Annotated in this window: 18 protein-coding genes; 14 read left to right on the top strand and 4 right to left on the bottom strand. The window is 55.5% G+C overall.

The features are described from left to right. Positions 1-7: 7 nt before the first annotated feature. On the bottom strand, positions 8-982 hold the full coding sequence (locus R0J87_RS16075; protein WP_498887407.1) for a calcium/sodium antiporter: 975 nt from the start codon (positions 980-982) through the stop codon (positions 8-10). A gap of 174 nt (positions 983-1,156) precedes the next feature. On the opposite strand from R0J87_RS16075, the gene R0J87_RS16070 reads away from it, so the two are divergent. The 8 genes from R0J87_RS16070 to R0J87_RS16035 all read left to right on the top strand — a co-directional run bounded on the left by R0J87_RS16070 (position 1,157) and on the right by R0J87_RS16035 (position 9,591). Next, positions 1,157-2,512, top strand: coding sequence for a PqiA/YebS family transporter subunit (locus R0J87_RS16070; protein WP_498887418.1), 1,356 nt, complete (start codon positions 1,157-1,159; stop codon positions 2,510-2,512). Beyond that, complete coding sequence (pqiB, locus tag R0J87_RS16065; protein ID WP_498887406.1) at positions 2,505-4,184, top strand: intermembrane transport protein PqiB; 1,680 nt, start codon at positions 2,505-2,507, stop codon at positions 4,182-4,184. The genes R0J87_RS16070 and pqiB overlap by 8 nt, the downstream gene beginning before the upstream one ends. Positions 4,185-4,198: 14 nt before the next feature. Continuing rightward, a complete protein-coding gene (locus R0J87_RS16060; protein WP_498887404.1) occupies positions 4,199-4,786 on the top strand; it encodes a PqiC family protein in 588 nt (195 codons plus the stop codon). Positions 4,787-5,068: 282 nt separating this feature from the next. Beyond that, positions 5,069-6,325, top strand: coding sequence for a DEAD/DEAH box helicase (locus tag R0J87_RS16055; protein WP_404466151.1), 1,257 nt, complete (start codon positions 5,069-5,071; stop codon positions 6,323-6,325). A gap of 76 nt (positions 6,326-6,401) precedes the next feature. Next, positions 6,402-6,902: a hypothetical protein gene (locus R0J87_RS16050; RefSeq protein ID WP_404345607.1), complete on the top strand. Its 501-nt coding sequence runs from the start codon at positions 6,402-6,404 to the stop codon at positions 6,900-6,902. A gap of 10 nt (positions 6,903-6,912) precedes the next feature. After that, positions 6,913-8,115, top strand: a complete 1,203-nt coding sequence (locus R0J87_RS16045; RefSeq protein WP_498887402.1) for an MFS transporter — start codon at positions 6,913-6,915, stop codon at positions 8,113-8,115. A gap of 65 nt (positions 8,116-8,180) precedes the next feature. Then, positions 8,181-9,251, top strand: a complete 1,071-nt coding sequence (locus R0J87_RS16040; protein ID WP_498887400.1) for an asparaginase — start codon at positions 8,181-8,183, stop codon at positions 9,249-9,251. 100 nt (positions 9,252-9,351) lie between these two features. Next, positions 9,352-9,591, top strand: coding sequence for a DUF2789 domain-containing protein (locus R0J87_RS16035; protein ID WP_404345604.1), 240 nt, complete (start codon positions 9,352-9,354; stop codon positions 9,589-9,591). A 113-nt stretch (positions 9,592-9,704) separates the two neighbouring features. Here the strand turns inward: R0J87_RS16035 and R0J87_RS16030 are convergent, their stop codons facing one another. Beyond that, the gene (locus tag R0J87_RS16030) at positions 9,705-10,121 is read right to left on the bottom strand and encodes an SRPBCC family protein (protein ID WP_404345603.1); all 417 of its coding nucleotides are present in this window, start codon (positions 10,119-10,121) and stop codon (positions 9,705-9,707) included. A gap of 205 nt (positions 10,122-10,326) precedes the next feature. Between R0J87_RS16030 and queC the strand changes: the two genes are divergently transcribed. Genes queC through R0J87_RS16010 form a run of 4 tightly spaced genes read left to right on the top strand, consistent with a single transcriptional unit; the run spans position 10,327 to position 12,810 of the window. After that, entirely contained in the window at positions 10,327-11,037 is a 711-nt protein-coding gene (queC, locus tag R0J87_RS16025; RefSeq protein ID WP_498887398.1) for a 7-cyano-7-deazaguanine synthase QueC, read from the top strand. Then, the gene (gene queE, locus R0J87_RS16020; protein ID WP_498887397.1) at positions 11,037-11,699 is read left to right on the top strand and encodes a 7-carboxy-7-deazaguanine synthase; all 663 of its coding nucleotides are present in this window, start codon (positions 11,037-11,039) and stop codon (positions 11,697-11,699) included. Before queC ends, queE begins: the two co-directional genes overlap by 1 nt. Beyond that, entirely contained in the window at positions 11,699-12,532 is an 834-nt protein-coding gene (locus R0J87_RS16015; protein ID WP_498887395.1) for a 6-carboxytetrahydropterin synthase, read from the top strand. Before queE ends, R0J87_RS16015 begins: the two co-directional genes overlap by 1 nt. After that, positions 12,529-12,810 (top strand): YkgJ family cysteine cluster protein, encoded by a 282-nt coding sequence (locus R0J87_RS16010; protein ID WP_498887393.1) that lies wholly within the window; start codon positions 12,529-12,531, stop codon positions 12,808-12,810. Before R0J87_RS16015 ends, R0J87_RS16010 begins: the two co-directional genes overlap by 4 nt. 3 nt (positions 12,811-12,813) lie before the next feature. Here R0J87_RS16010 and R0J87_RS16005 read toward each other — a convergent pair whose 3' ends face one another. Beyond that, the gene (locus tag R0J87_RS16005; RefSeq protein ID WP_498887391.1) at positions 12,814-16,719 is read right to left on the bottom strand and encodes an ATP-binding protein; all 3,906 of its coding nucleotides are present in this window, start codon (positions 16,717-16,719) and stop codon (positions 12,814-12,816) included. 30 nt (positions 16,720-16,749) lie between these two features. Next, positions 16,750-17,406 (bottom strand): MiaE family protein, encoded by a 657-nt coding sequence (locus R0J87_RS16000; protein ID WP_404345597.1) that lies wholly within the window; start codon positions 17,404-17,406, stop codon positions 16,750-16,752. Between the two features lie 543 nt (positions 17,407-17,949). Here R0J87_RS16000 and acnB point away from each other — a divergent pair. Next, on the top strand, positions 17,950-20,553 hold the full coding sequence (gene acnB / locus R0J87_RS15995; protein ID WP_404466143.1) for a bifunctional aconitate hydratase 2/2-methylisocitrate dehydratase: 2,604 nt from the start codon (positions 17,950-17,952) through the stop codon (positions 20,551-20,553). A gap of 138 nt (positions 20,554-20,691) precedes the next feature. Next, the gene (rraA, locus tag R0J87_RS15990) at positions 20,692-21,186 is read left to right on the top strand and encodes a ribonuclease E activity regulator RraA (protein WP_498887389.1); all 495 of its coding nucleotides are present in this window, start codon (positions 20,692-20,694) and stop codon (positions 21,184-21,186) included. The last annotated feature ends 16 nt before the right edge of the window (positions 21,187-21,202 follow it).

Genomic DNA, 21,202 nt, shown 5'->3' with positions numbered 1-21,202 from the left:
ACGGTACCTAGGACATCACGACAATACTGACCATATAGCCGGTATACGCAATAAACATGGCGAACAGAACACCACCTTCAATGCGGTTGATGCGACGCGGGCGACCACGCCAGGAGAACGCGAACAGCACCATCATCAATGTCATAAAGGTCATAACGCTCCAGTCACGCACCAGCACCTCTCGGCCAGCCTCAATAGGCGCGATGACACCCGCCAGGCCCACTACGGCCATGCTGTTGAATAAGTTAGAGCCTACTACGTTACCTAGCACCATATCGTGCTCATTACGGCGCAGCGCGCTAATAGAAGAAGCAAGCTCAGGTAGCGATGTACCTACCGCCACTACGGTCAGGCCAATAATTAAGTCACTGACACCGAAACCGACTGCAATCTCAACGGCACCCCATACCAGCAACCGGGAACTTGCAATAAGCAGCACCAAGCCAATCACAGTCCACATGATGGACTTACCTCGAGACATTGGCTTGCTGTCCAAACTTTCGGTCACCTCAGCCGTCAACGGGTCATCTTGCTGGCTACGGGAGCGAATGATGCTGACGGCAATAAATACCATCAGGCCGATTAGCAGCAGTACAGCCTCAATGCGAGATACCCACCCATCCAAAAGCATATATCCCGTGACCAACATCACCACCACCAGCAGCGGCATTTCCTTGCGAATCACGCTGGAATGCACCGCGAGCGGGGCCATGAGCGCGATAAAACCGAGCACTAAACCGATATTGGCGATGTTAGAACCGTAAGCATTGCCGACCGCCAAACCAGGATTGCCCTGCATCGCCGCCAGTACCGACACCATCATTTCAGGTGCGGAGGTACCAAAACCGATGACTAACATGCCGATCAGAATCGGTGACAACCCCAGCCAACGGGATGTTGCCGCGGCGCCATCAATAAATTTTTCAGCACTCCAAATGAGCAGGACAAGTCCTGCGACCACAGCAAGAAAGGCAAGTAACATTTCGGTTCCTTAATGTCATAATGTTAGGCACTATCGCGGCTGCATCCTTGTCTAACTAAAGTGTTCGGTCAAGTGCTGTTTACAAGTGGTTATCAGATTAACTAGGCTGACACACGCGATGCCTCATCGTCTGCATTATGTACAGAGAGCCTGCTGTTGCCCCATTACCCTTTTATGAAGCGGCCATCGCTACCGGTCAACACTCCCCAGGTCGACTGCTTCCCCCCTGAGACTCGCACCCAGCGAAGGCGCCTTCGTGCGTGCCATGAGTGTGACTGGGTTTCTGCACTGCCACCGCTTAATTCTGGCGAAAAAGCTACCTGCCCACGCTGCTCGCATGTGTTAGTAAAGCGCCATCGCTACCCTGCCCAGCGCAGCATGGCGCTGGCGTTGGCCTCCTTAATGGCCCTCCTTGTCGCGATCTCGTTTCCTTTTGTGAGCTTCAGCGTAAGCGGCGTTGGCAATCGCATTGATTTATCGCAAACCGCCACCACGCTGATTGCATTTCACCAGCCCGTGGTGGCCATTGCGGTGATGATGACCATTGTCGTACTGCCCGCTGTTTACCTTGTGGGCGTTGTCTGGCTCCAGTTTGGCTTATTGCGATCTCGCCCCATGCCCTTTAGCCGTGATATTGCTCGCTCACTGGCACACCTCGCCCCATGGATGATGGCCGATGTATTTATCATTGGCGCATTGGTAAGCCTAATTAAAGTGGCGGGCATCGCCCAAATTGAGCTGGGCATTTCCTTCTGGGCATTTTGCGCTTTTGCAATACTGTTACTCATGACGGTGCAATCCATTGATGCCGACTGGATGTGGTTCTCACTTGAGGGAGAACCCCTAGCGCCTGAAGGCACTCTCACGGGCACTACCGCCGCTAGCCAACATGTCACTGGCTGCCCCACCTGTGGCTTAGTTAACCGCATGCACCATGGCACGCAGCACAGTAAAGAACGCTGCCTCCGCTGCCATGAAAAACTCCATAAGCGCCTCCCTCACAGCTTACAACGCACCTGGGCACTGCTGTTTGCGGCCAGCATCATGTACATCCCTGCGAATCTTTACCCTATTATGACCACCACGAGTCTGGGCAACTCAACGCCCTCCACCATTATTGGCGGGGTCGTGCAGCTAATACAAATGGGCTCTTGGCCAGTGGCAGCCGTCATTTTCATTGCTAGCGTGATTGTGCCCGTCGGCAAACTGGTGGCACTTGCTTGGCTATGTCTGATGATCAAGCGTAGCAATGAACTCAACGCTCAAAGCCGCACTCGGCTTTATCGATTAACTGAATTTATTGGACGCTGGTCAATGGTTGACGTATTTGTCGTTGCCATTTTGGTCGCCCTCATCCGCGCAGGTTCATTAATGTCGATTACCCCCGGCCCTGCCGCACTCGCGTTTGGCGCGGTGGTCGTGCTCACCATGCTGGCCGCCATGATGTTTGATCCTCGATTGATCTGGGATACCCATACTCCACGCCCTCTTCGCCGTAAAACGGCCACCAAGGAACCTGTTGATGGCTAACGATTCGACGCCTCAGAACACCTCAAACGACAACAGCGAACTGCACAAAGCAAAATCGTCGCCACAAACGCGGCTATCGCCTATCTGGATAGTCCCTTTGGTGGCCGTCATTATTGGCATGTGGCTGGTGTACGATAATTACTCAAGCAGAGGCACCATGGTGACCCTCACCATGAATAGCGCAGAAGGCATCGAAGCGGGAAGCACCCTCATTCGTAGCCGCAATGTGGAAATTGGCAGAGTGCAAAGCGTCCGCTTGTCTGATGATCTTTCCCATGCGGTGATGATGGCTCGCATCCAACCCGAAGCCGAAGCCATGCTCCGTGAAGACAGCCGATTTTGGGTGGTGAAGCCGCGTATTGGCCGCGAGGGTATCAGCGGCCTAGGCACCGTTTTATCAGGTGCTTACATTCAGCTAGAACCAGGGCAGTCGGATGAGCCTCAGCGCGAGTTTGAAGTGAGCGATGTTCCGCCTGTCGCGCCCGCGGGGCAGGCAGGGCTACAGATCAACCTTGTCAGCCAGCTAGGCAATTCACAGCGCATTGGCGACCCTGTGTCCTACCAGGGCTATACGGTAGGCCGCGTAGAGGACACCCGCTTTGATGCTGAAACACGCACCATGCATCACCAAGTGTTTATTGAAGAGCCTTATGCTCAGCTGGTCACCGACAGCACGCGCTTTTGGACTGCCAGCGGCGTTGATTTTCGCTTAGATGCCGATGGTGTAAGGGTCAATGTCGAGTCTTTAGAAGCCTTGCTGGGTGGCGGCGTTACCTTCGGTGTGCCTGAAGACCTTCCTATGGGCAAGCCGGTGGAGGCCAACTCACGCTTTAACCTCTATGCCGATGAAGATACCGCACGAGAAGGCACCTTTAATCGCTACCTGGAATACGTGCTGTTAGTGGATGATACCGTTCGCGGCCTGTCAAAAGGCGCGCCGGTGGAGTTTCGCGGCGTTCGCATTGGCACCGTTGCGGCGGTGCCGTGGAATTTTACCGCGCCTCAGCCTGACTCCCGTTCACGGTTCGCTATCCCAGTCCTCATTCGCATCGAGCCCCAACGCTTAGGCATTGAAAATACCGACATTGATCTAGAAGAGTGGGATGGTCGCTTTAAGCGCATGTTCGGCCTAGGCCTTCGAGCATCGCTTAAAAACGGCAGCTTGCTGACGGGAGCGCTCTTTGTGGATCTTAACTTTCAGCGCGATCTCGCCGATGACTACATAGCCGAAACGTTCTCCGATCGCACTGTTTTCCCGACCGTCGCCGGCGGTTTTGCTCAGATTCAGGCACAGGTCACTAGCCTGCTTGAAAAGTTAAATTCACTCGAAGTGGAGCCGCTGCTAGCAGGTCTGGACCGCAACTTACAAGCTTCAGAAAGCGTATTAAATGAGGTTCGAGAAGTGAGCGCCTCTATCAATCAGCTGCTGAACGACCCGGAAACCCAAGCCATTGGCGGTAACCTCAACGGCACATTGGAAGAGCTACGCAGCACGCTGCAAGGCGTCTCGCCTTCCTCACCGGCGTATCAAGAGCTCACCGGTGCCATTGAACGATTGGATCGGTTAATGCGCGACCTTCAGCCCCTCACCCGGACGTTGAATGAAAATCCGCGTGCGCTGCTGTTTGATAACCTGGAAACGCAGGACCCAGTTCCTCGCGCACCCCGTTGATAAGGATAGACTTTATGTTACGCAGATTACCGTCACTGTTGCTCTTCATCAGCCTAAGCATGCTGCTCTCAGCCTGCGCTAGCAGCGTTTCCCCGCCAGCGCGCTACATGCTGCCTGCAAGCCCGGCCGTGAGCGCCCCCAGCAATGCGCAGGATACCCTGCAGGTGCGCGCGCCCCGCTTGGCGCACTATTTGGATGTCGATGGGATTGTGATGCAGTTAGATGACATCACATTAAATGAAGCCCGAGAGCACCAGTGGGCAGAGGGAATTGGGCGCCAGCTTGAGCGTGCCCTGCGCGCCGAACTGGCTACGCAGCTGCCCGACGTGCAAGTAGTACGGGCTGAGGGCAATAATCCTGAAGCCATCACTCTGTCGATAGACATTGATCAGTTTCAAGGCCGCTACGATGGCGTTGCGGTAGCCAACGGCCAATGGCAACTAAGAAATGCCGAGGGCGAGATGCTTGCTCTCAAAAGCTTCACCGCAGAAACCACCCTTGAGCAGGATGGCTACCCTGCCCTCGTGCGCTCGTTAGGGGATAGCTGGAAGAGTGTTGCTTCACAAATTGCACAACAGCTTCGCCAAGGCGACTACTTCTAATGCTGCCCATAACCCTACCAAGCGATCGTTAGAGGGCAGCGCTGGTGTGAGACTTTCGTGTTACACTCTGCGCCATAAGACGACTTTATTGTCAGCGCTACCCCGTCACCTCTTGCTACGCCTGTACGGCATAGCAAGACATATAAATGCCCGTCGCGGCACAGCAAGTAATCTGGCAAACTTCGCTGCCGCGACGGTCTACCAATCCTCGCTTTTTGAACATTACGCCTAGTGACGCCGCCCAGCTAGTGGCGCCGATTGCTATGCGACTGCGGAGAACGCATGAGCTTTTCTGATCTTGGTCTGCACGACGATTTATTGCGCGCCGTAATAGCGCAGGGCTACACACAGCCTACCCCTATTCAACAACAGGCCATCCCCGTCGTTCTTGAGGGTCGCGACCTTCTTGCCAGCGCACAAACCGGCACGGGTAAAACCGCAGGCTTTACGCTGCCTATGCTCCAGCGCTTGGCTAATGGCAAGCGCCCAGGCAAGCGCCAGGTTCGCGCTTTAGTACTAACCCCAACACGTGAACTGGCCGCTCAGGTGGGTGAGAGCGTCGCGGCCTACGGTCAACATCTCTCGCTGCGTTCGCATATTATTTTTGGTGGCGTTGGCCAGCAGCCACAAGTAGACGCATTAAAAGCAGGATTGGATGTGTTAGTGGCAACCCCAGGGCGCTTGTTGGACCTTCATCAGCAGGGCCACGTAGACCTATCCGCCATTGAAATTTTGGTACTGGATGAAGCTGACCGCATGCTAGACATGGGCTTTATTCACGATATTAAACGGCTATTGCGTCTCGTCCCTAAGCAGCGGCAAAACCTGCTGTTTTCAGCGACTTTCTCCAACGAGATTCAAACGCTGGCACAGCAATTACTGAATAACCCTGCTTTGATCGAAGTAGCTCCGCGGAACACAACCGCAGAGAAAATTGAGCAAGCCATTTACCGCGTAGACCGTGATAAGAAGCGTGAGCTACTCGCTCACCTGATCCTGCGCCACAACTGGTTTCAGGTGCTGGTATTTACTCGCACCAAGCATGGCGCTAACCGGTTAGCCGAACAGCTCTCCAAGCAGGATATTCCTGCCATGGCGATTCACGGCAATAAAAGCCAAGGTGCGCGCACGCGGGCGCTGGGCGCTTTCAAAAGCGGTGACCTGCAGGTGCTGGTAGCCACCGATATCGCTGCGCGCGGCCTGGATATCAACGAACTACCCCACGTAGTGAATTTTGACCTGCCTAACGTAGCAGAAGATTACGTCCACCGTATTGGGCGTACGGGTCGCGCAGGTAGCAATGGGGAAGCGGTGTCTCTGGTGTGCGTTGATGAGCACGGACTACTCAAAAACATCGAGCGCTTGATTAATCAAACGCTGCCCAAACATATTGAGCCGGGCTTCGAACCCGACCCCAATGCCAAGCCGGAACCCATTGAGAATGGCCGCCGTGGCCAGCGTCAGCCACGCGCGAACCGTAAGCCTGACAGCCAGGCCGCGAATGCAGGCGGTGAGCGTCGCCGCCGCACCCGCCGCTAGCCCGAGCGTCCGGAATATGCGAAGGTATCGCCTCGCCTATTCCGGCGGTTTTGCTGAATTAATTCATGGAGTGACTATGGCGTCTTCACAACTCATGGCAGATTATCGCCAATGGCTGACTTTTCAGCGTCAGGAGCAACTCAGCCGCGAGCATCAAGGTATCTCTCAACGCCTAGAGGACGCCCGCGCCTCAGCCAATCAGGTCTTACAGGCCTATCGTAGCATGGCTGAAAAAGCATCCAACGAGGGTGCTTGCTATCGCACGCTATTTTTACGGGAGCGTGATAACGCCTCTCTTCCTTGTGAAGGCTGGCTATTTGTGCGCCGCGTGCTCAGCGAAGGCAACAGCACACGCGTCCGAGTCACGCTGCTGGAAACCTTCACCCTTGAAGATGGCATTATCGCCTTGGGTGATAAGCCTGCCAGTAAGCTGACGCTTGAAATTTACGACAAGCTGGATATCAATAAAGGCATGCGCACTCAGGTGCGGGTAGATTGCTTGGATACCCCGCAAGATTATCACTTCATCACCCTGCTAGATGCGGTCCGCGGCGACCTTCGCCCTTACTTAAAATAAACGCCGCGTCATGGTCTCACGCCACGCTTGTCGCTTTATTCTGCTGATGTTCATGGTAGGGCTAAATCTACGCCCTGCTATGTCATCGGTGGCCCCTCTCTTAAGCCGATTACAGGAAAATGCCGGGCTGACCGCCCAGGCAGCAGGACTGCTGACGACACTTCCGGTGCTATTTCTGGGTTTAACCGCCCCGTTAGCGCCCATGATCGGCCATCGGATAGGCAGCGAACGAGCCTTAAGCGCTGCGCTGCTATTACTTTCCAGCGGCTTACTATTACGCACGCTGCCTTTACCTGGCGTACTGTATTTAGGCACCGCTATGGCGGGCAGCGCGATAGGCCTGGCGGGTACGCTGTTACCTGCGCTGGTCAAGCGCGAACTGCCGCAAAATGCGGATGTGCTTACCGGGCTGTATACCATGGCATTGTGCCTGGGCGGCGCACTCGGCGCAGGGTTTAGCGTTCCTTTAATGCAATGGCTAGGCGGCTGGCAAGCCAGCTTGGCGAGCTGGTCGCTGCTCGCGCTAACCACATTAGCCGTGTGGATGTGCTACGCCCCCGCGCCAACGCCTAAACCGGCCCTTTCTCGGCCTACCGGGCCTCCGTTGTGGTCTCTGTTAGGACAACCACTGACTTGGCAAGTCATGCTCTTTATGGGTATTCAATCGTCCATGGCGTATATCGTCTTTGGCTGGCTGCCCACCCTACTGATTGAGCGCGGCTATAATGAAGCCACGGCAGGCTGGACGATGGCCGTTTCTATTATGTGTCAGCTTGCGTCAGCCCTGAGCGCCCCATGGATAGCGCGACTGTCTAAAGATCAGCGGCCAGCCCTACTACTGGTGCTAGCGTCTACAGCCATGGGGCTTGCACTACTGTTAATCGCACCATTGACTTGGCGTTGGCCAGGGGCAGTCCTACTGGGGCTAGGTCAAGGCGGCAGTTTCAGCCTAGCCTTAAGCCTATTGGTTTTGCGCACCGCCAATGAGCGTTTGGCAGGCCAGCTATCTGGCTTAGTACAGGGCGGTGGCTATACGCTAGCAGCCCTCGGCCCATTTGGTGTTGGCTTGATGCTACAAGCGGGGGCCACCACCGTGCATATTGCTTGGCTACTGATTAGCCTGATCGCTATTTGCTGCGGCTTTGCACTCTTTGCAGGGCGCAAAAGACAGCTTGATGACCACAGCGGCCAGCTACGCGTGCACCATCGATAACAATCACGTCATCAATAACTTATGCTTCCTCGATAATAATTTTCAGCTTTCAACAGGACACAGCAATGAGCCAAGCTCCTCTCCTTGCAGACGCGCAACTCAGCCAAGAGCGGTTGCTGGTGATTTACACGGGCGGCACCATTGGCATGCAGCCCCATGCTAACGGCCTAGCGCCAGCCGGTGAGTTTTCTCCACGCTTGGCAGCTGCGCTCACTCAACTCCCCGTTCGGCTTCAGCAATCCCTGCCAGCCTATGATGTGATTAGCTATGCGCCACTGATTGATTCCAGCGCTGCGACACCGCTCACATGGCAGCAGTTGGCCAGCGACATCGCCGAGCGTTTTACTAATTATCGCGGCTTTGTTGTGATTCATGGGACCGACACACTGAGCTGGACTGCCGCCAGCCTGGCTTATCAACTGCAGGGATTAGACAGGCCGGTTGTCCTAACAGGCGCCATGACACCTTTGGAGGCTCCTGATAGCGATGCATTGGAGAATCTACACGGCGCGTTGCGGTTCGCTGCTAACCCAGAACTGCAAGAAGTGGCCATCTATTTTGCCAGTCGCCTGCTGCGGGGCACCCGCGCGATCAAACAGCATAGCGAGGCCGTCGAAGCATTTTCCTCCCCTAGCTATCCGCTGTTGGGAGAGCGCGTTGGCGACGATTTTATCCTGTATCCCAGCCGCGGTTTAGCTTACCAACAGCGCGGTGCGCCGCGCTTTGAACTGGTGGACTATCAGCCTGTCGCTCATGGAGAAGTGGTGCGGATTACTCTGTGGCCCGGCATGGCAGCCTGGCAATTAGAGGCTTGGCTTAACCACACCAGCGTTAAAGGTGCCCTACTGCAGCTATGGGGCGCGGGCAATTTACCGGACAACCCTGAACTGCTAGCGGTGATTGCCAAGGCAAGCGGTGAAGGCAAACTCATCGCCGCCATTAGCCAATGCCCACAAGGCAGTGTGCATATGGGCACTTATGCGGCCGGCCACGGGCTCACCGATGCCGGCGTGCTGTCTGGCGATGACATGACCCCTGAGGCCGCCTATACCAAGCTCGTGCACCTTATTGCGCAACCCATCCCCTTAGAGGATCAGCGCCGTCGTTTTTTAACGGCGCTGGTGGGAGAGCGTTAAATCAACGAGCCAGTCACTTACTGGCAGAGTGTCTTATTCCCGCTATGGTTAAACAACGCCCTCAACGCGTATTCACCACATTCAGGATAGGAAGCCACTTATGGATCAACCGGTACATCACTTTAGCGAACTTTTTGAGCAGCTAGGCTTGCGCTCAGATGCTGAATCCATTGAGCGCTTTATTCAACGCCACTCACCGTTGCCCAAAGAGATGCCGTTAGCAGATGCTCCCTGCTGGAATGAAGGCCAAGCCGACTTTCTAAAAGAAGCCGTGGAGGAAGACGCCGACTGGGCTGAAGTCGTCGATCATCTTGACGCCTCGATGCACAAAGCGTCGTAAAACATTCACCGCAAGGAGTACAACTGACGCGCCGCTTCCAGGCGGCGCGGATACCAAGCGCTAGCCAACAGCAATACCGTGACTGCTGGCAGCACCAAGCATGGAGTGATCACTTAAGCATTCAAACGCGCTTCAACACGCTCTAGAATTTGCCGGCTAACTTTCCCCACCAGCGGTTTTGCCGCCTTATTGACCGCCTTTTCCATTAACCGATTGCGAATATCGTACTGCAGCGTTAGCGCTACTTCCGTGCCTTCGGGCACCGCACGAAGCTGGTAGCGGCCCTGGTTTTTTACCCCTTCCAGAGACTCCCAAGCCAGCACATGTGGCGGTGAAATTTCAGTCACCGCCACATCAAATGCCCAATCCATTCCCACCGCCCTTACGTGCCAGCGGTAGCGGTTCTCCCCAAGGCTATCAATGGAGCGAATCAGATCCGAATAGTCGGCAAAATCCTCTACTCGACGCAGTAGGTCAAACACCCGCTCCGGGGACGCTCTGACAATTTCGCTATGTTCTATAGTGGCCATAAGTGGGTCCTTAACGGCTAGAGCCGATAGCTTAACATGGCAATCAGCCACCCACACACCGAATGAAAAACGCTGCTCGTCTTGGCGGGCGCTGGTCAGATCCACCGGTATTGCGTAAACTGCCGCCCTTCCGGACCGGACCCCGGAACACTGTCTTGCACTTATAGCAAGCACACCATAAATTCTCCGATGATGAGTACCCTGTATGTCACCTACTCCACATACTGGCGCAGCAGCGTCAGCCACCGTCGTGATTTATTCAGGCGGCATGGACTCCTTTACTGTTCTACACAAAGCCATCAAGGAAGGGCTAGACGTCCACGCCCTCTCTTTCGATTACGGCCAGCGCCACCGCCGGGAGCTAGACGTCGCTCGCGACGTCTGCGCCTCGCTCGATATCCCCCATCAAGTGGTCGATATTCGCGCGATCCATGGCTTGATCGATAACTCAGCGCTCACGAATAGCGCCATCGACATGCCCACCGGCGACTACGACGCCAACAACCTCAGCGCCACCGTCGTCCCTAATCGCAATATGATCCTGCTCTCGCTCGCGATCGCCAAAGCCGTCAATATTGGCGCAGAGCGCGTGGATTATGGTGCCCATGGCGGCGATCACATCTTATATCCCGACTGCCGCCCCGAATTTGTAGACGCCATGAACCATGTGGCAGGCATTGCCAATTTTGAGCCGGTGGCCCTGCATGCCCCCTACCTGCACACCAGCAAAGCCGACATTTTGCGCGATGGGCTCGCCATGGGGTTGGACTATCGTCAGACCTGGACCTGCTATGAAGGCCGAGAGCTTGCCTGCGGGCAGTGCGGAAGCTGCCGAGAGCGGCTGGCTGCGTTTGCGGCTAACAACTATGCAGATCCTCTCGACTACGCGATCGATACCGCACAGGTGACGCGCTGATGTATCACGTGAAAGAAGCTTTCTACACACTGCAGGGCGAGGGCGCACAGGCAGGCCGCGCCAGCGTCTTCTGTCGCTTTACAGGCTGCAATCTGTGGTCAGGGCGAGAAGCAGACCGCGCAAACGCAAAATGCACGTTTTGTGACACCGACTTTATCGGCACTGACGGCGTGAATGGCGGCCGCTTCCACACGGCCCAGGCGCTGGCTAATCACATTAAAGCGCTTTGGCCGAAAGAGGCTAAAAAGGCAGTACCGTACGTAGTGTTTACCGGCGGTGAGCCGCTGCTGCAACTCGATACCGCGCTGATAGCCATGCTCCACAGCGAAGGCTTTGAAGTGGCCGTAGAAACTAATGGGACGGTGCCCGCCCCAGCCGGTATTGATTGGCTCTGCGTGAGTCCTAAGAGCAACAACCCGCTGGTAATTACCCAAGGCGATGAGCTCAAACTGGTGTTTCCTCAGGCCGATGCCCCGCCAGAGCAGTTTGCCAACCTCGCCTTTAGCCACTTTTTTTTACAGCCGATGGACCGCAGTGCCATCGCGCCAACGAGCATTGCCAGCGACAGTGAGTCAACGGTTAAAGCCACCACTGAATACTGCATGGCCAATCCTCAGTGGCGACTGTCACTGCAAACGCACAAAATCGCAGGATTTGAGTAATGGCACTATTTGTAAATCACCTAACCCATATTGATGTATCGCTGTGGTGCTCTACCCGCGGTCTTGTAGGCTGCAGCTGGCAGGTAGATGCCCTGCTGGAAGGCGAGCTCGGCGATGACGGTATGCTGTTTGACTTCGGCGAAGTGAAACCCTGGATTAAACGTACGTTGGATAACGGGTTGGATCATACGCTGCTAGTGCCCACTCAAGCGCCTGGCGTTGAGGTCAGCGAATGCGATGAAGGCCTGTGTATTCGAACCGCTACGCCCTATGTGATGGAAGTTCGCGGACCGGCACAAGCCTTCACCCTGCTGCCCTGGGAGTCGATTACCCTGGAGCGCGTTACCCAACACCTAAGCGAACAGTTGACCGAACAGCGCCCAGCCAACGTTGAAAGAGTAATGCTCACACTGAGCGATGAAAATATTAGCGGCGCCGCCTACGGCTACAGCCATGGCTTAAAGCGCCACGCGGGGAATTGTCAGCGCATCGCCCACGGGCATCGCTCTCGCCTGCATATTTACCAGGCACAGCTGAGGCAACCCCTGCTAGAGCAGCAGTGGGGAGCATGGTTAGATAACCGCTATTTACTTGAAGCAGACGATATTGCTGAGCATACCGAGTCGCAGCTTACCTGCCGCTACGAGGCTGCCCAGGGTCGCTTTTCCATCACCTTGCCATCCGAGCGTTGCAGCGTATTGCAAAAGCCCACCACGGTAGAAAACATTGCCCTGTGGTTGGCCGAGCAAATTACGAAGCAAACAGGCAGCGCCACTCACGTACACGCCTTTGAGGGAATCAATAAAGGCGCGACCGCTCACGTGACACCATGAGCGAGCTAATCGCCCGAGACAATAGCGCCGCATGCCGAACAGGCTGTGGCGCTTGCTGTATCGCGCCCTCTATCACATCGCCGATACCGGGCATGCCTAACGGTAAACCCGCAGGCGTTCGCTGTGTGCAGCTTGATGCCAACTATTTATGTTTGCTGTTTGGTAGCCCCGAAAGGCCTCGGGTATGTGAGCAATTTAACTTTGACGTCACGGTGTGTGGCGAGCACCGGGATGAGGCACTCGCCACACTGTCGTGGCTCGAAGAGAGCACGCGCTAGGCGTTACGCTTCGTTCTCGACACTCATTGACTGAGGAAGCCGGCGGTCCAGCAGGCTAACCCAGCGTACAAGTACCGGTGCATCGCTGTGGCTGACTTCACTCAACAGACGGCGAAACGCCTCTTTCGCCTGCTGGTCATGGGGCGCAATGCGCGTCAACCACAGCTCAAGCGCTGCCAACTCTTGATGGCGGTTGCCATGCTCGCGGGACTGATGAATCGCCATCTCAGCCAACGCTTTCACTTCACCCGCAGGATGCCCGAGCAAATCGCGCACGCGGGCAAGCTGGGTAGCAAGCTCCGGTAAGAATAGCGTCGTGCGCTCTCGAGCAATCAACAGACACTGGTCCAGATAGTCCTCAGCCGCCTTTAACTCGCCGAGTTCAATACAGGCATCTGAATACCATAGAACGGGGCGCTGGAAACGATCTCGCCCATTCAGCTCGGCCATTTGATCCAGGCTGTCCCTTAGCTGCACCAAACCCGCATGATCCCCCGACATGGCCCTTTGCCAGCCCAACACTCCTTGGGCAGATATCTGCCACAGCTGAAGGTCAGGCGTTCCAGTCATAGCAGCCGCACGCTCCGCGTGACGTGCAGCGAGATGCACATGCCCCAACTGGCGATAGAGCGCAGCAGCAAACATCAACGCCATGGCCAGCGTTCCTGGATGGCCAATTTTTTCAGCAAGACGAATGGCCGATGAGACATGCCGCTCTGCGCGCTGATAGTCGCCACGCAAACAGAGCGCCCAGCCCTGGAAGCACGCCGCCGTAACTTGCGGATGATCCGAGAACGGCAGCCACTCAATCATCATTTGGGCATTTAAGGGGTCAATTTCATCCAGATGATCGTGAGCTTGCTGAATGCGCCCTGCCCAGTATTCACAGTGCGCCCGGGCATAGTCGGCCAAGCGGCGATAGCGAGGATCTTCTAAACGCTCAGCAATATCGGCCAGCGTAGAGGCTAATGCGAAGGCATCGGCGTGGGCATAACGCTGGCTGCGACCTACCCACAGGCCCCATTTCACTAAGAAGATTTGTTCTAAATCTTCGGGATCTTCTGGTGTGTCGCCGCCGGATTGACGCAGCAGCTCACGGGCGCGGACAAAGCTTTCATGTGCTGTGGGCGAGCCGTGTCCCTCCAACGCAAACGCTGCCTGGCCTCGCACGGTTAACAGGCTCACCTCGCGCTCAACCTCATGCTCAACGTGGCGCAAGCTCGCCAAGCCGAAATCGGCCATGCGCAGTGCTGTTCGGTTAGCACTGACTTTTAACGCTTCCCGGGCAGACAGCTCAAAGTAACGGGCGCCACGAGCATAATGACCGCTGCGACGCAGATGGGTCGCGAAGTCTCCCGGATGACGGCTGATCCAAACCGGAAAGCGCTCCTCAATCAGGGTCACTACCTGCTGATGCAGCTTGACCCGCACATCACGCGGGCAGGAGAGGTAAGCCGCTTCTTGCAGCAGCTGATGGCTAAATTGGTACTCGTGCTCACCGCTCTCTTTATCGACAGGCTCAATAATCTCCAGCAGCCGCATATGTTCCACTGCTTGGGAGAGCCGCACTTTTTCCCAACCGCTGCACTCGGCTAAGAAATCGAGCCGGAAGCGCTTGCCCAGCACGGCAGCGATATGGGCAATCTCACGATCACCTTCCAGCTGATCAATGCGGCTTGCCAGCAGGCCCAACAGCCCTTTGGGCAGCTCATCGAACTGGACACTACGCCCTTCCCGGCGATCCATATCCAACCGACGGCAAATCTCCTGCATATACAGCGGCACCCCGTCACAGCGCTCAATAATTTGGTTACGCAGACGAGGGCTCAAGTGCATGCGGTAACGGCGTGACAGCTGCGACAGCAGACGAGAAGACTGCAGTGCATCCAGCTTGCCCAAGGTAATTTGCTGGTCCCAATGCAATTTCACCGGCAACGCTTCGCGGCCGTGATGGCTTGCCACAAGCATAAAGGCAGTGTTGATCGGCAGCCGTGCCTGCAGGCCAGCTAATACCTTAAAGGAGGGTTCATCCAACCACTGCAGATCATCCACCATTAGCACCAGCGTCTGAGCGCTCGCTCGCTGGTCAATCAGACGATGCAGCAACTTCACCACCAGCTCGACCGCTTCACCGCTTTGGGTTAGCTGAGTAATCTCTTGAACGTCTCTTACCCCTAGCGCCTCCTCCAACAACTGCTGGCGGGCCTCATCAAGCCCGGCGTCTCCCAGCGATCCCTGCAAGTCATGCAACGCTTGCTGGGTAGGGCTAGTGCCAAAGTGCCACGCCAGTAAAGAGCGGGCAACGCCGTAAGGTTCTAACACGGATAGGCGCGTTGTGGGCAGCCAGCAAATAGCGGCATCTCGGCTGAGCTCAAGCTGGCGGAAACCCACCATCAGTGCCGATTTACCCATGCCAGACGCGCCTCGTACTAACACGCTTTGCCGCAAACCAATGCCTGCCCGCGCTAATGCATCACGCAGGGTACGCAGCGAGGTCTCTCGGCCGACTAAACTAGGCGGCAGCGCGTCGCGCCCGCCTTCGTTCTGGCCTAGCACCAAAGCGCGCAAACGTACCCGACCGTCGCTTGCCACTAAGCGAGATACCAAGCGCGGCTGCAAGTCTAACGCGGGCGGCATATGCTGACTGGCTTCTTGAGAAATCACCAGCTCACTGCCTTCCGCAGCGCTCATTAACTCAAGAGAGATCTGCGTCACCTGCCCAAGCGGGTCAGCAAGCTGCCGCTCAGGGAGGTAAACCACACGACCGCTGTTTAAACCCGCCGCCAGCTCAAATGAAGGGGCCTCCCCTTCTCCCGCCCAGTGGCGCTGCGACTCTTGAGGCAGCGCCTGACGGCAGTGCTCATACAGCGCTACCAGCTCTGCAAGCTGGTGCGCCGGGCCGTGGGTGCCAAAGCAGGCAAGCCCAAGCCCACCCGTAGCGCCCGGCAGCCAAAAACCACCCAAATGGTGGCACTGCTGCTCTAACCAGCGCAAAAGCTCAAGCTGAAGCGCTAGGCAGTTACGGGTGGCCGCACGATCCTGCCAATCACCTTTTAAACGCAAGCGAATCGCCATGACCGATAGCTGGCGAAGCTCAATCTCATCCTCACGCAGTGGCTTACTGTCCGCTGCCAATGCACGGGAAAACGCCCCTTGCGGCGACATAGCGCGGGGGTCGTGGTGGCCATCTGACCAGTAGCTTGCCAACTGCAAAAAGCTAGGTTCAGGCTGCTGACCCGATAGCGCCAGCAACTGTAGGTAGCTGTTGTACTGCTCATGAGCAGCAGCCATTTGGTTCTTTTCAGCCAGCTGTCGCACCAAACGCTCATGAAAAGGGCCATAGCCTGAAAAGCGACTTACTAGGCCTTCCAGCATGTCATCAGGAGTATCCGAATGCGCTTCAAGCACTTGTTCTGCAAAACGTATCACGCGCTGACGCCACTCATTGCGCACTTGAACTAACCAACGCTGAAACTCGCTACAGTTCGACAACTGCAGCTCTTCGATGAGATCGCCCCGATAACACGCCATCACTGCTTCAAGAGTGTCTAAATCTTTTGGACCCTCAAGCAGCTGCTGTAACTCGTGTAGATCTACCTGCCAATGGGCCGGCAAATGAAATGCAATGGTCTGTCGCGAGACGTTGAGCACTTGATCGGCATTGTCACCCATAGACTGGCGCAGGCAGTGCAACGCGTGACGCAAGTTGGTGCGACCAGAAGAGAGCCCCTGGTCTGGCCAGAGTAGCTCAGCCAGCGCAGCACGATTTACCGGCTGGCGATGCAACAAAAGATATACCAACAGGGCTTTAACTTTGTCGTAACTGAAATGAGTTAGTACATCCTCCCCCTGTGTTAAGGAGAAGTGACCAAACAAGGTCAGCTGGTCGGTCTGTTGAGCATCGCGCATGATACACATCCTGCCTTGGCTAGCGGCGGCTTAGGCGGGCACGCCGCTATGAAAACGAAAAGCCGTATCCGGAGTGGTAATCAACTCCGCTTCACGTGCGATAAAGAAGGCAATACGGTCATCAATTGGCTCAGCGGTCTGTTGACGCGCCAACAACAGATAATCTTCAAAATGACGCCCCTCGGACTTCACCAGCGTACGGTAAAATTTCGCCAGTTCTTCATCGAGATAGGGGATCAGGCGAGCAAAGCGCTCACAGCTACGGGCCTCAATTAATCCGCCAATAATAAGCACATCAATCAAGCGCTCAGGGTCGTTGCTTCGTAGATGCTGACGTAACCCTTCGGCATAGCGGGAAGCAGTAAGATGGCGATATGTCACGCCACGCTTCTCCATCAGCCCTACCACTTGTTCAAAATGAAGGAGCTCCTCACGGGCAAGCTGCGACATTTTGCTCAACAAAAGCGGCTGATCCACATAGCGGTAGAGCAGGCTCATCGCGGTGGATGCGGCTTTCTTTTCACACTGCGCATGGTCAACCAGCAGCGTGTCAGGATTGGCCAGCGCCCACTGAAGCCAGGCGTCCGGCGTGGGGCAGGCGAGAAACTGATGTAAGCTTTCTGGTAGCAAATCTTCCGCTTGAAGGGAGTGATCTGCTGTTTTTAGTGCCATTAATTGTATAGACATAATACCGCTACCAAGCGTTTATCTCACTATTGTACAACACATAAACGCCATTGGCGTTTGTTCCCTAGTTATCCGAAGGCCACTTATTAAATAGCACGCCTCAATTCTCATATAGCATATCGCTAATATATAAGCTCGGTTTATTTGGTGCTCCACACACCCACTAAACCCCTTCACATCATTACTTAATAACAAATTCATCGTATGACTATGGTAACGCGGCATAACAATAATCACACCCGCGCTTACCTCAAAATACCCCGATAGGTAAAAAACTTTCAGCTTTTTGGCCTAATGACTCAAAAAAGGCGTGAGAAAGAAGCTCTGTATCAGCGCCTCAACATAAAGTACAAGCAGGCACTTAACTTGGCTTCTTAACATTGTCGACAGTTTCCCGTAGAATCCAGCCCATCCACCAGACGTAGTTTGTCAAGCGTATGTCACGTGGTCGAACGCCTCACCCACACCGTGCTGGCAGGCGTTTGTTACCACGGATTCGTCATGATTCATTCGTCATAACTAAGAAGATGAGAGGGCCCCAACGTGCTTGAAGCTTACCGCCAACATGTCGAGGAACGCGCCACAGAGGGCGTCCCACCCAAGCCCCTGACCGCCGAGCAAGTCGCTGCTTTAATTGAGCTATTGAAAGCGCCGCTGGCGGGTGAAGAGGAATTCATCCTAGACCTGATCACCAACCGCGTTCCCCCCGGTGTTGATGAGGCCGCCTATGTAAAAGCTGGTTTTTTAACCGCGATTGCCAAAGGAGAAGCCAGCTCTCCGTTAATCGATAAAATTCATGCCGTTAAACTCCTAGGTACCATGCAAGGCGGTTACAACATCGTCTCCATGGTGGAGCTACTGGATAATGAAGAACTGGCCCGCGAAGCTGGCGAGCAGCTAAAACACACCCTGCTGATGTTTGACGCTTTCCACGATGTTGAACAGCGTGCCAAAAACGGCAACGCCGTCGCCAAAGACGTTATTCAATCCTGGGCAGATGCCGAGTGGTTCCTTTCCAAGCCCGCCTTGGAAGAGAAAATCACCCTGACCGTTTTCAAGGTGCCCGGCGAAACCAATACCGACGACCTTTCTCCGGCACCGGATGCTTGGTCACGCCCCGACATTCCGCTGCATGCTAACGCGATGCTCAAAAACGAGCGCGAGGGCATTGAACCTGAAGTCCAAGGCACCACTGGCCCGCTCAAGCAGATCGAAGACGTCAAAGCCAAAGGCTTTCCGGTTGCCTATGTAGGTGACGTGGTAGGTACCGGCTCTTCACGTAAATCAGCGACTAACTCGGTGCTGTGGTTCTTCGGTGACGACATCCCCTACGTGCCGAACAAGCGCGCTGGCGGCTTCTGCTTTGGCAGCAAAATCGCTCCGATCTTCTTCAACACGATGGAAGACTCCGGTGCACTGCCGGTAGAAATGGACGTTTCCAAGCTGGAAATGGGCGACGTGATTGACGTCTACCCCTATGAAGGCAAAGTGTGCAAGCACGGTACTGATGAAGTACTGACCACTTTCGCACTAAAAACTCAGCTGATTCTCGATGAAGTACGCGCCGGTGGCCGTATTCCGCTCATCATTGGTCGTGGTCTGACCGGCAAGGCTCGCGATTCACTGGGCTTAGCGCCTTCCGACGTGTTCCGCCTGCCTGATCAGCCCGTCGATACTGGCAAAGGCTTCACGCTTGCGCAGAAAATGGTAGGTAAAGCATGCGGCATGGACGGTGTTCGCCCCGGCATGTACTGCGAGCCGAAAATGACCACCGTTGGCTCGCAAGACACTACCGGCCCGATGACCCGCGATGAGCTGAAAGACCTGGCCTGCCTTGGCTTCCAAGCCGATCTGGTCATGCAGTCTTTCTGTCACACGGCCGCGTATCCCAAGCCGGTAGACGTTGATACTCACCACACCCTGCCCGACTTCATCATGAATCGTGGCGGCGTCTCGCTGCGCCCTGGTGACGGCATCATCCACAGCTGGCTGAACCGCATGCTGCTGCCGGATACCGTGGGTACCGGTGGTGACTCACACACCCGCTTCCCGCTGGGCATCTCCTTCCCGGCAGGCTCTGGCCTGGTGGCTTTCGCTGCGGCGACGGGCGTTATGCCGCTGGATATGCCGGAATCGGTACTGGTGCGCTTTAAAGGCAAACGCCAGCAAGGCGTCACGCTGCGCGATTTGGTTCACGCCATTCCGCTCTATGCAATCAAGCAAGGCTTGCTGACCGTCGAGAAGTCCAATAAGAAGAACGCCTTCTCTGGTCGTGTGCTTGAGATTGAAGGTCTGGAAGATCTCACCGTTGAGCAGGCCTTCGAGCTTTCCGACGCCTCTGCCGAGCGCAGCGCGGCTGGCTGTACGATTACGCTGTCCGAAGAGAGCGTAACGGAGTACCTGAACTCCAACATCACCCTGCTGAAGTGGATGATTGCCAACGGTTACGGCGATGAACGCACCATCAGCCGCCGCATCGAAGGCATGGAGGCATGGCTTGCTAACCCGAGCCTGATGCGTGCCGATAAAGATGCCGAATACGCTGAAGTCATCGAAATTGACCTTAGCGAAATCAAAGAGCCTGTGCTCTGCGCACCGAATGATCCAGACGACGCGCGTCTGCTGTCTGAAGTTGCCGGTGAGAAAATTGACGAAGTATTTATCGGTTCGTGCATGACCAACATTGGTCACTTCCGCGCGGCAGGTAAACTGCTTGAAAAACAGCCTGCGGGCAGCCTGAAAACCCGTCTGTGGCTCGCTCCGCCGACCAAAATGGATCAGCACCAGCTGACCGAAGAGGGTTACTACGGCATTTATGGCCGTGCAGGCGCTCGCATGGAAATGCCGGGATGTTCTCTGTGTATGGGTAACCAGGCACGCGTTGCGGCGAAGAGCACCGTGGTGTCTACGTCTACGCGTAACTTCCCGAACCGTTTGGGCGATGGTGCCAATGTCTACCTCGCCTCCGCGGAGCTAGCAGCCGTTGCGGCTGTTGAAGGTCGCCTGCCTACCGTTGATGAATATCAGCGCTATGTAGGCGAGTTTGACGCCATGGCAGGCGAAATCTATCGTTACATGAACTTCCACGAGATCGAGGAGTACCAAAAGATTGCCTCGAACGTGATTCCGGTTGCCCAAGAGGCCTAATCGCCTGTGGCACCGACCCATCGCCGATGCTCGCAACATCGCAGCCAGGGTAACCCCTCGCTGAGCCGATGACAGAACGCCCCTTCTCTATACGAGGTAGGGGCGTTTTTTATGATGCTGTGAACCCAGGAGCTGACAATGACGACAACAACCCAAGTGGTTACCCCTGACCTCTGCGACGCCTACCCTGCGGTAGATGTACTAGAACCCCTTTTCGCCAACTTCGGCGGCGTCGATAGCTTTTATGGCCCAATCCGCACGGTCAAATGTTTTGAAGATAACTCCATGGTCAAGCAAGCCGTCGCCGAACCCGGCGAAGGTGCCGTCCTGGTAGTGGATGCTGGCGGCTCTCACCGCTGCGCAATGCTTGGCGACATGCTGGCAGAGCAAGCCGCGCAAAATGGCTGGGCAGGCGTTGTGATGTACGGCTGCGTGAGAGATGTTGATATCTTGGCAACCCTGCCACTAGGTGTACAGGCCCTGGGTAGCCACCCCAGAAAGAGCGAAAAACACGGTGAAGGCCAACGTGATATTGCCGTTACCTTTGCAGGGGTTACCTTGCGGGTCGGGCAGTGGCTGTATGCAGATAACAACGGCATCATCGTTTCCGAGCAGCCGTTAAAGCTCTCTTAATCTTACTTGCCAGGGG

It is taken from the genome of Halomonas sp. SIMBA_159 (assembly GCF_046536035.1).
Lineage (GTDB): Bacteria > Pseudomonadota > Gammaproteobacteria > Pseudomonadales > Halomonadaceae > Vreelandella > Vreelandella venusta_A.
The sequence above is the reverse complement of the archived record's forward strand: the minus strand, read 5'-3'. Positions and strand labels throughout refer to the sequence as shown.

What these genes read in the sequence shown, in the direction of transcription:
- R0J87_RS16075 (WP_498887407.1), bottom strand. Translation starts at nt 982, where the DNA reads ATGTTACTTGCCTTTCTTGCTGTGGTCGCAGGACTTGTCCTGCTCATT.
- R0J87_RS16070 (WP_498887418.1), top strand. Translation starts at nt 1,157, where the DNA reads ATGAAGCGGCCATCGCTACCGGTCAACACTCCCCAGGTCGACTGCTTC.
- pqiB (WP_498887406.1), top strand. Translation starts at nt 2,505, where the DNA reads ATGGCTAACGATTCGACGCCTCAGAACACCTCAAACGACAACAGCGAA.
- R0J87_RS16060 (WP_498887404.1), top strand. Translation starts at nt 4,199, where the DNA reads ATGTTACGCAGATTACCGTCACTGTTGCTCTTCATCAGCCTAAGCATG.
- R0J87_RS16055 (WP_404466151.1), top strand. Translation starts at nt 5,069, where the DNA reads ATGAGCTTTTCTGATCTTGGTCTGCACGACGATTTATTGCGCGCCGTA.
- R0J87_RS16050 (WP_404345607.1), top strand. Translation starts at nt 6,402, where the DNA reads ATGGCGTCTTCACAACTCATGGCAGATTATCGCCAATGGCTGACTTTT.
- R0J87_RS16045 (WP_498887402.1), top strand. Translation starts at nt 6,913, where the DNA reads ATGGTCTCACGCCACGCTTGTCGCTTTATTCTGCTGATGTTCATGGTA.
- R0J87_RS16040 (WP_498887400.1), top strand. Translation starts at nt 8,181, where the DNA reads ATGAGCCAAGCTCCTCTCCTTGCAGACGCGCAACTCAGCCAAGAGCGG.
- R0J87_RS16035 (WP_404345604.1), top strand. Translation starts at nt 9,352, where the DNA reads ATGGATCAACCGGTACATCACTTTAGCGAACTTTTTGAGCAGCTAGGC.
- R0J87_RS16030 (WP_404345603.1), bottom strand. Translation starts at nt 10,121, where the DNA reads ATGGCCACTATAGAACATAGCGAAATTGTCAGAGCGTCCCCGGAGCGG.
- queC (WP_498887398.1), top strand. Translation starts at nt 10,327, where the DNA reads ATGTCACCTACTCCACATACTGGCGCAGCAGCGTCAGCCACCGTCGTG.
- queE (WP_498887397.1), top strand. Translation starts at nt 11,037, where the DNA reads ATGTATCACGTGAAAGAAGCTTTCTACACACTGCAGGGCGAGGGCGCA.
- R0J87_RS16015 (WP_498887395.1), top strand. Translation starts at nt 11,699, where the DNA reads ATGGCACTATTTGTAAATCACCTAACCCATATTGATGTATCGCTGTGG.
- R0J87_RS16010 (WP_498887393.1), top strand. Translation starts at nt 12,529, where the DNA reads ATGAGCGAGCTAATCGCCCGAGACAATAGCGCCGCATGCCGAACAGGC.
- R0J87_RS16005 (WP_498887391.1), bottom strand. Translation starts at nt 16,719, where the DNA reads ATGCGCGATGCTCAACAGACCGACCAGCTGACCTTGTTTGGTCACTTC.
- R0J87_RS16000 (WP_404345597.1), bottom strand. Translation starts at nt 17,406, where the DNA reads ATGTCTATACAATTAATGGCACTAAAAACAGCAGATCACTCCCTTCAA.
- rraA (WP_498887389.1), top strand. Translation starts at nt 20,692, where the DNA reads ATGACGACAACAACCCAAGTGGTTACCCCTGACCTCTGCGACGCCTAC.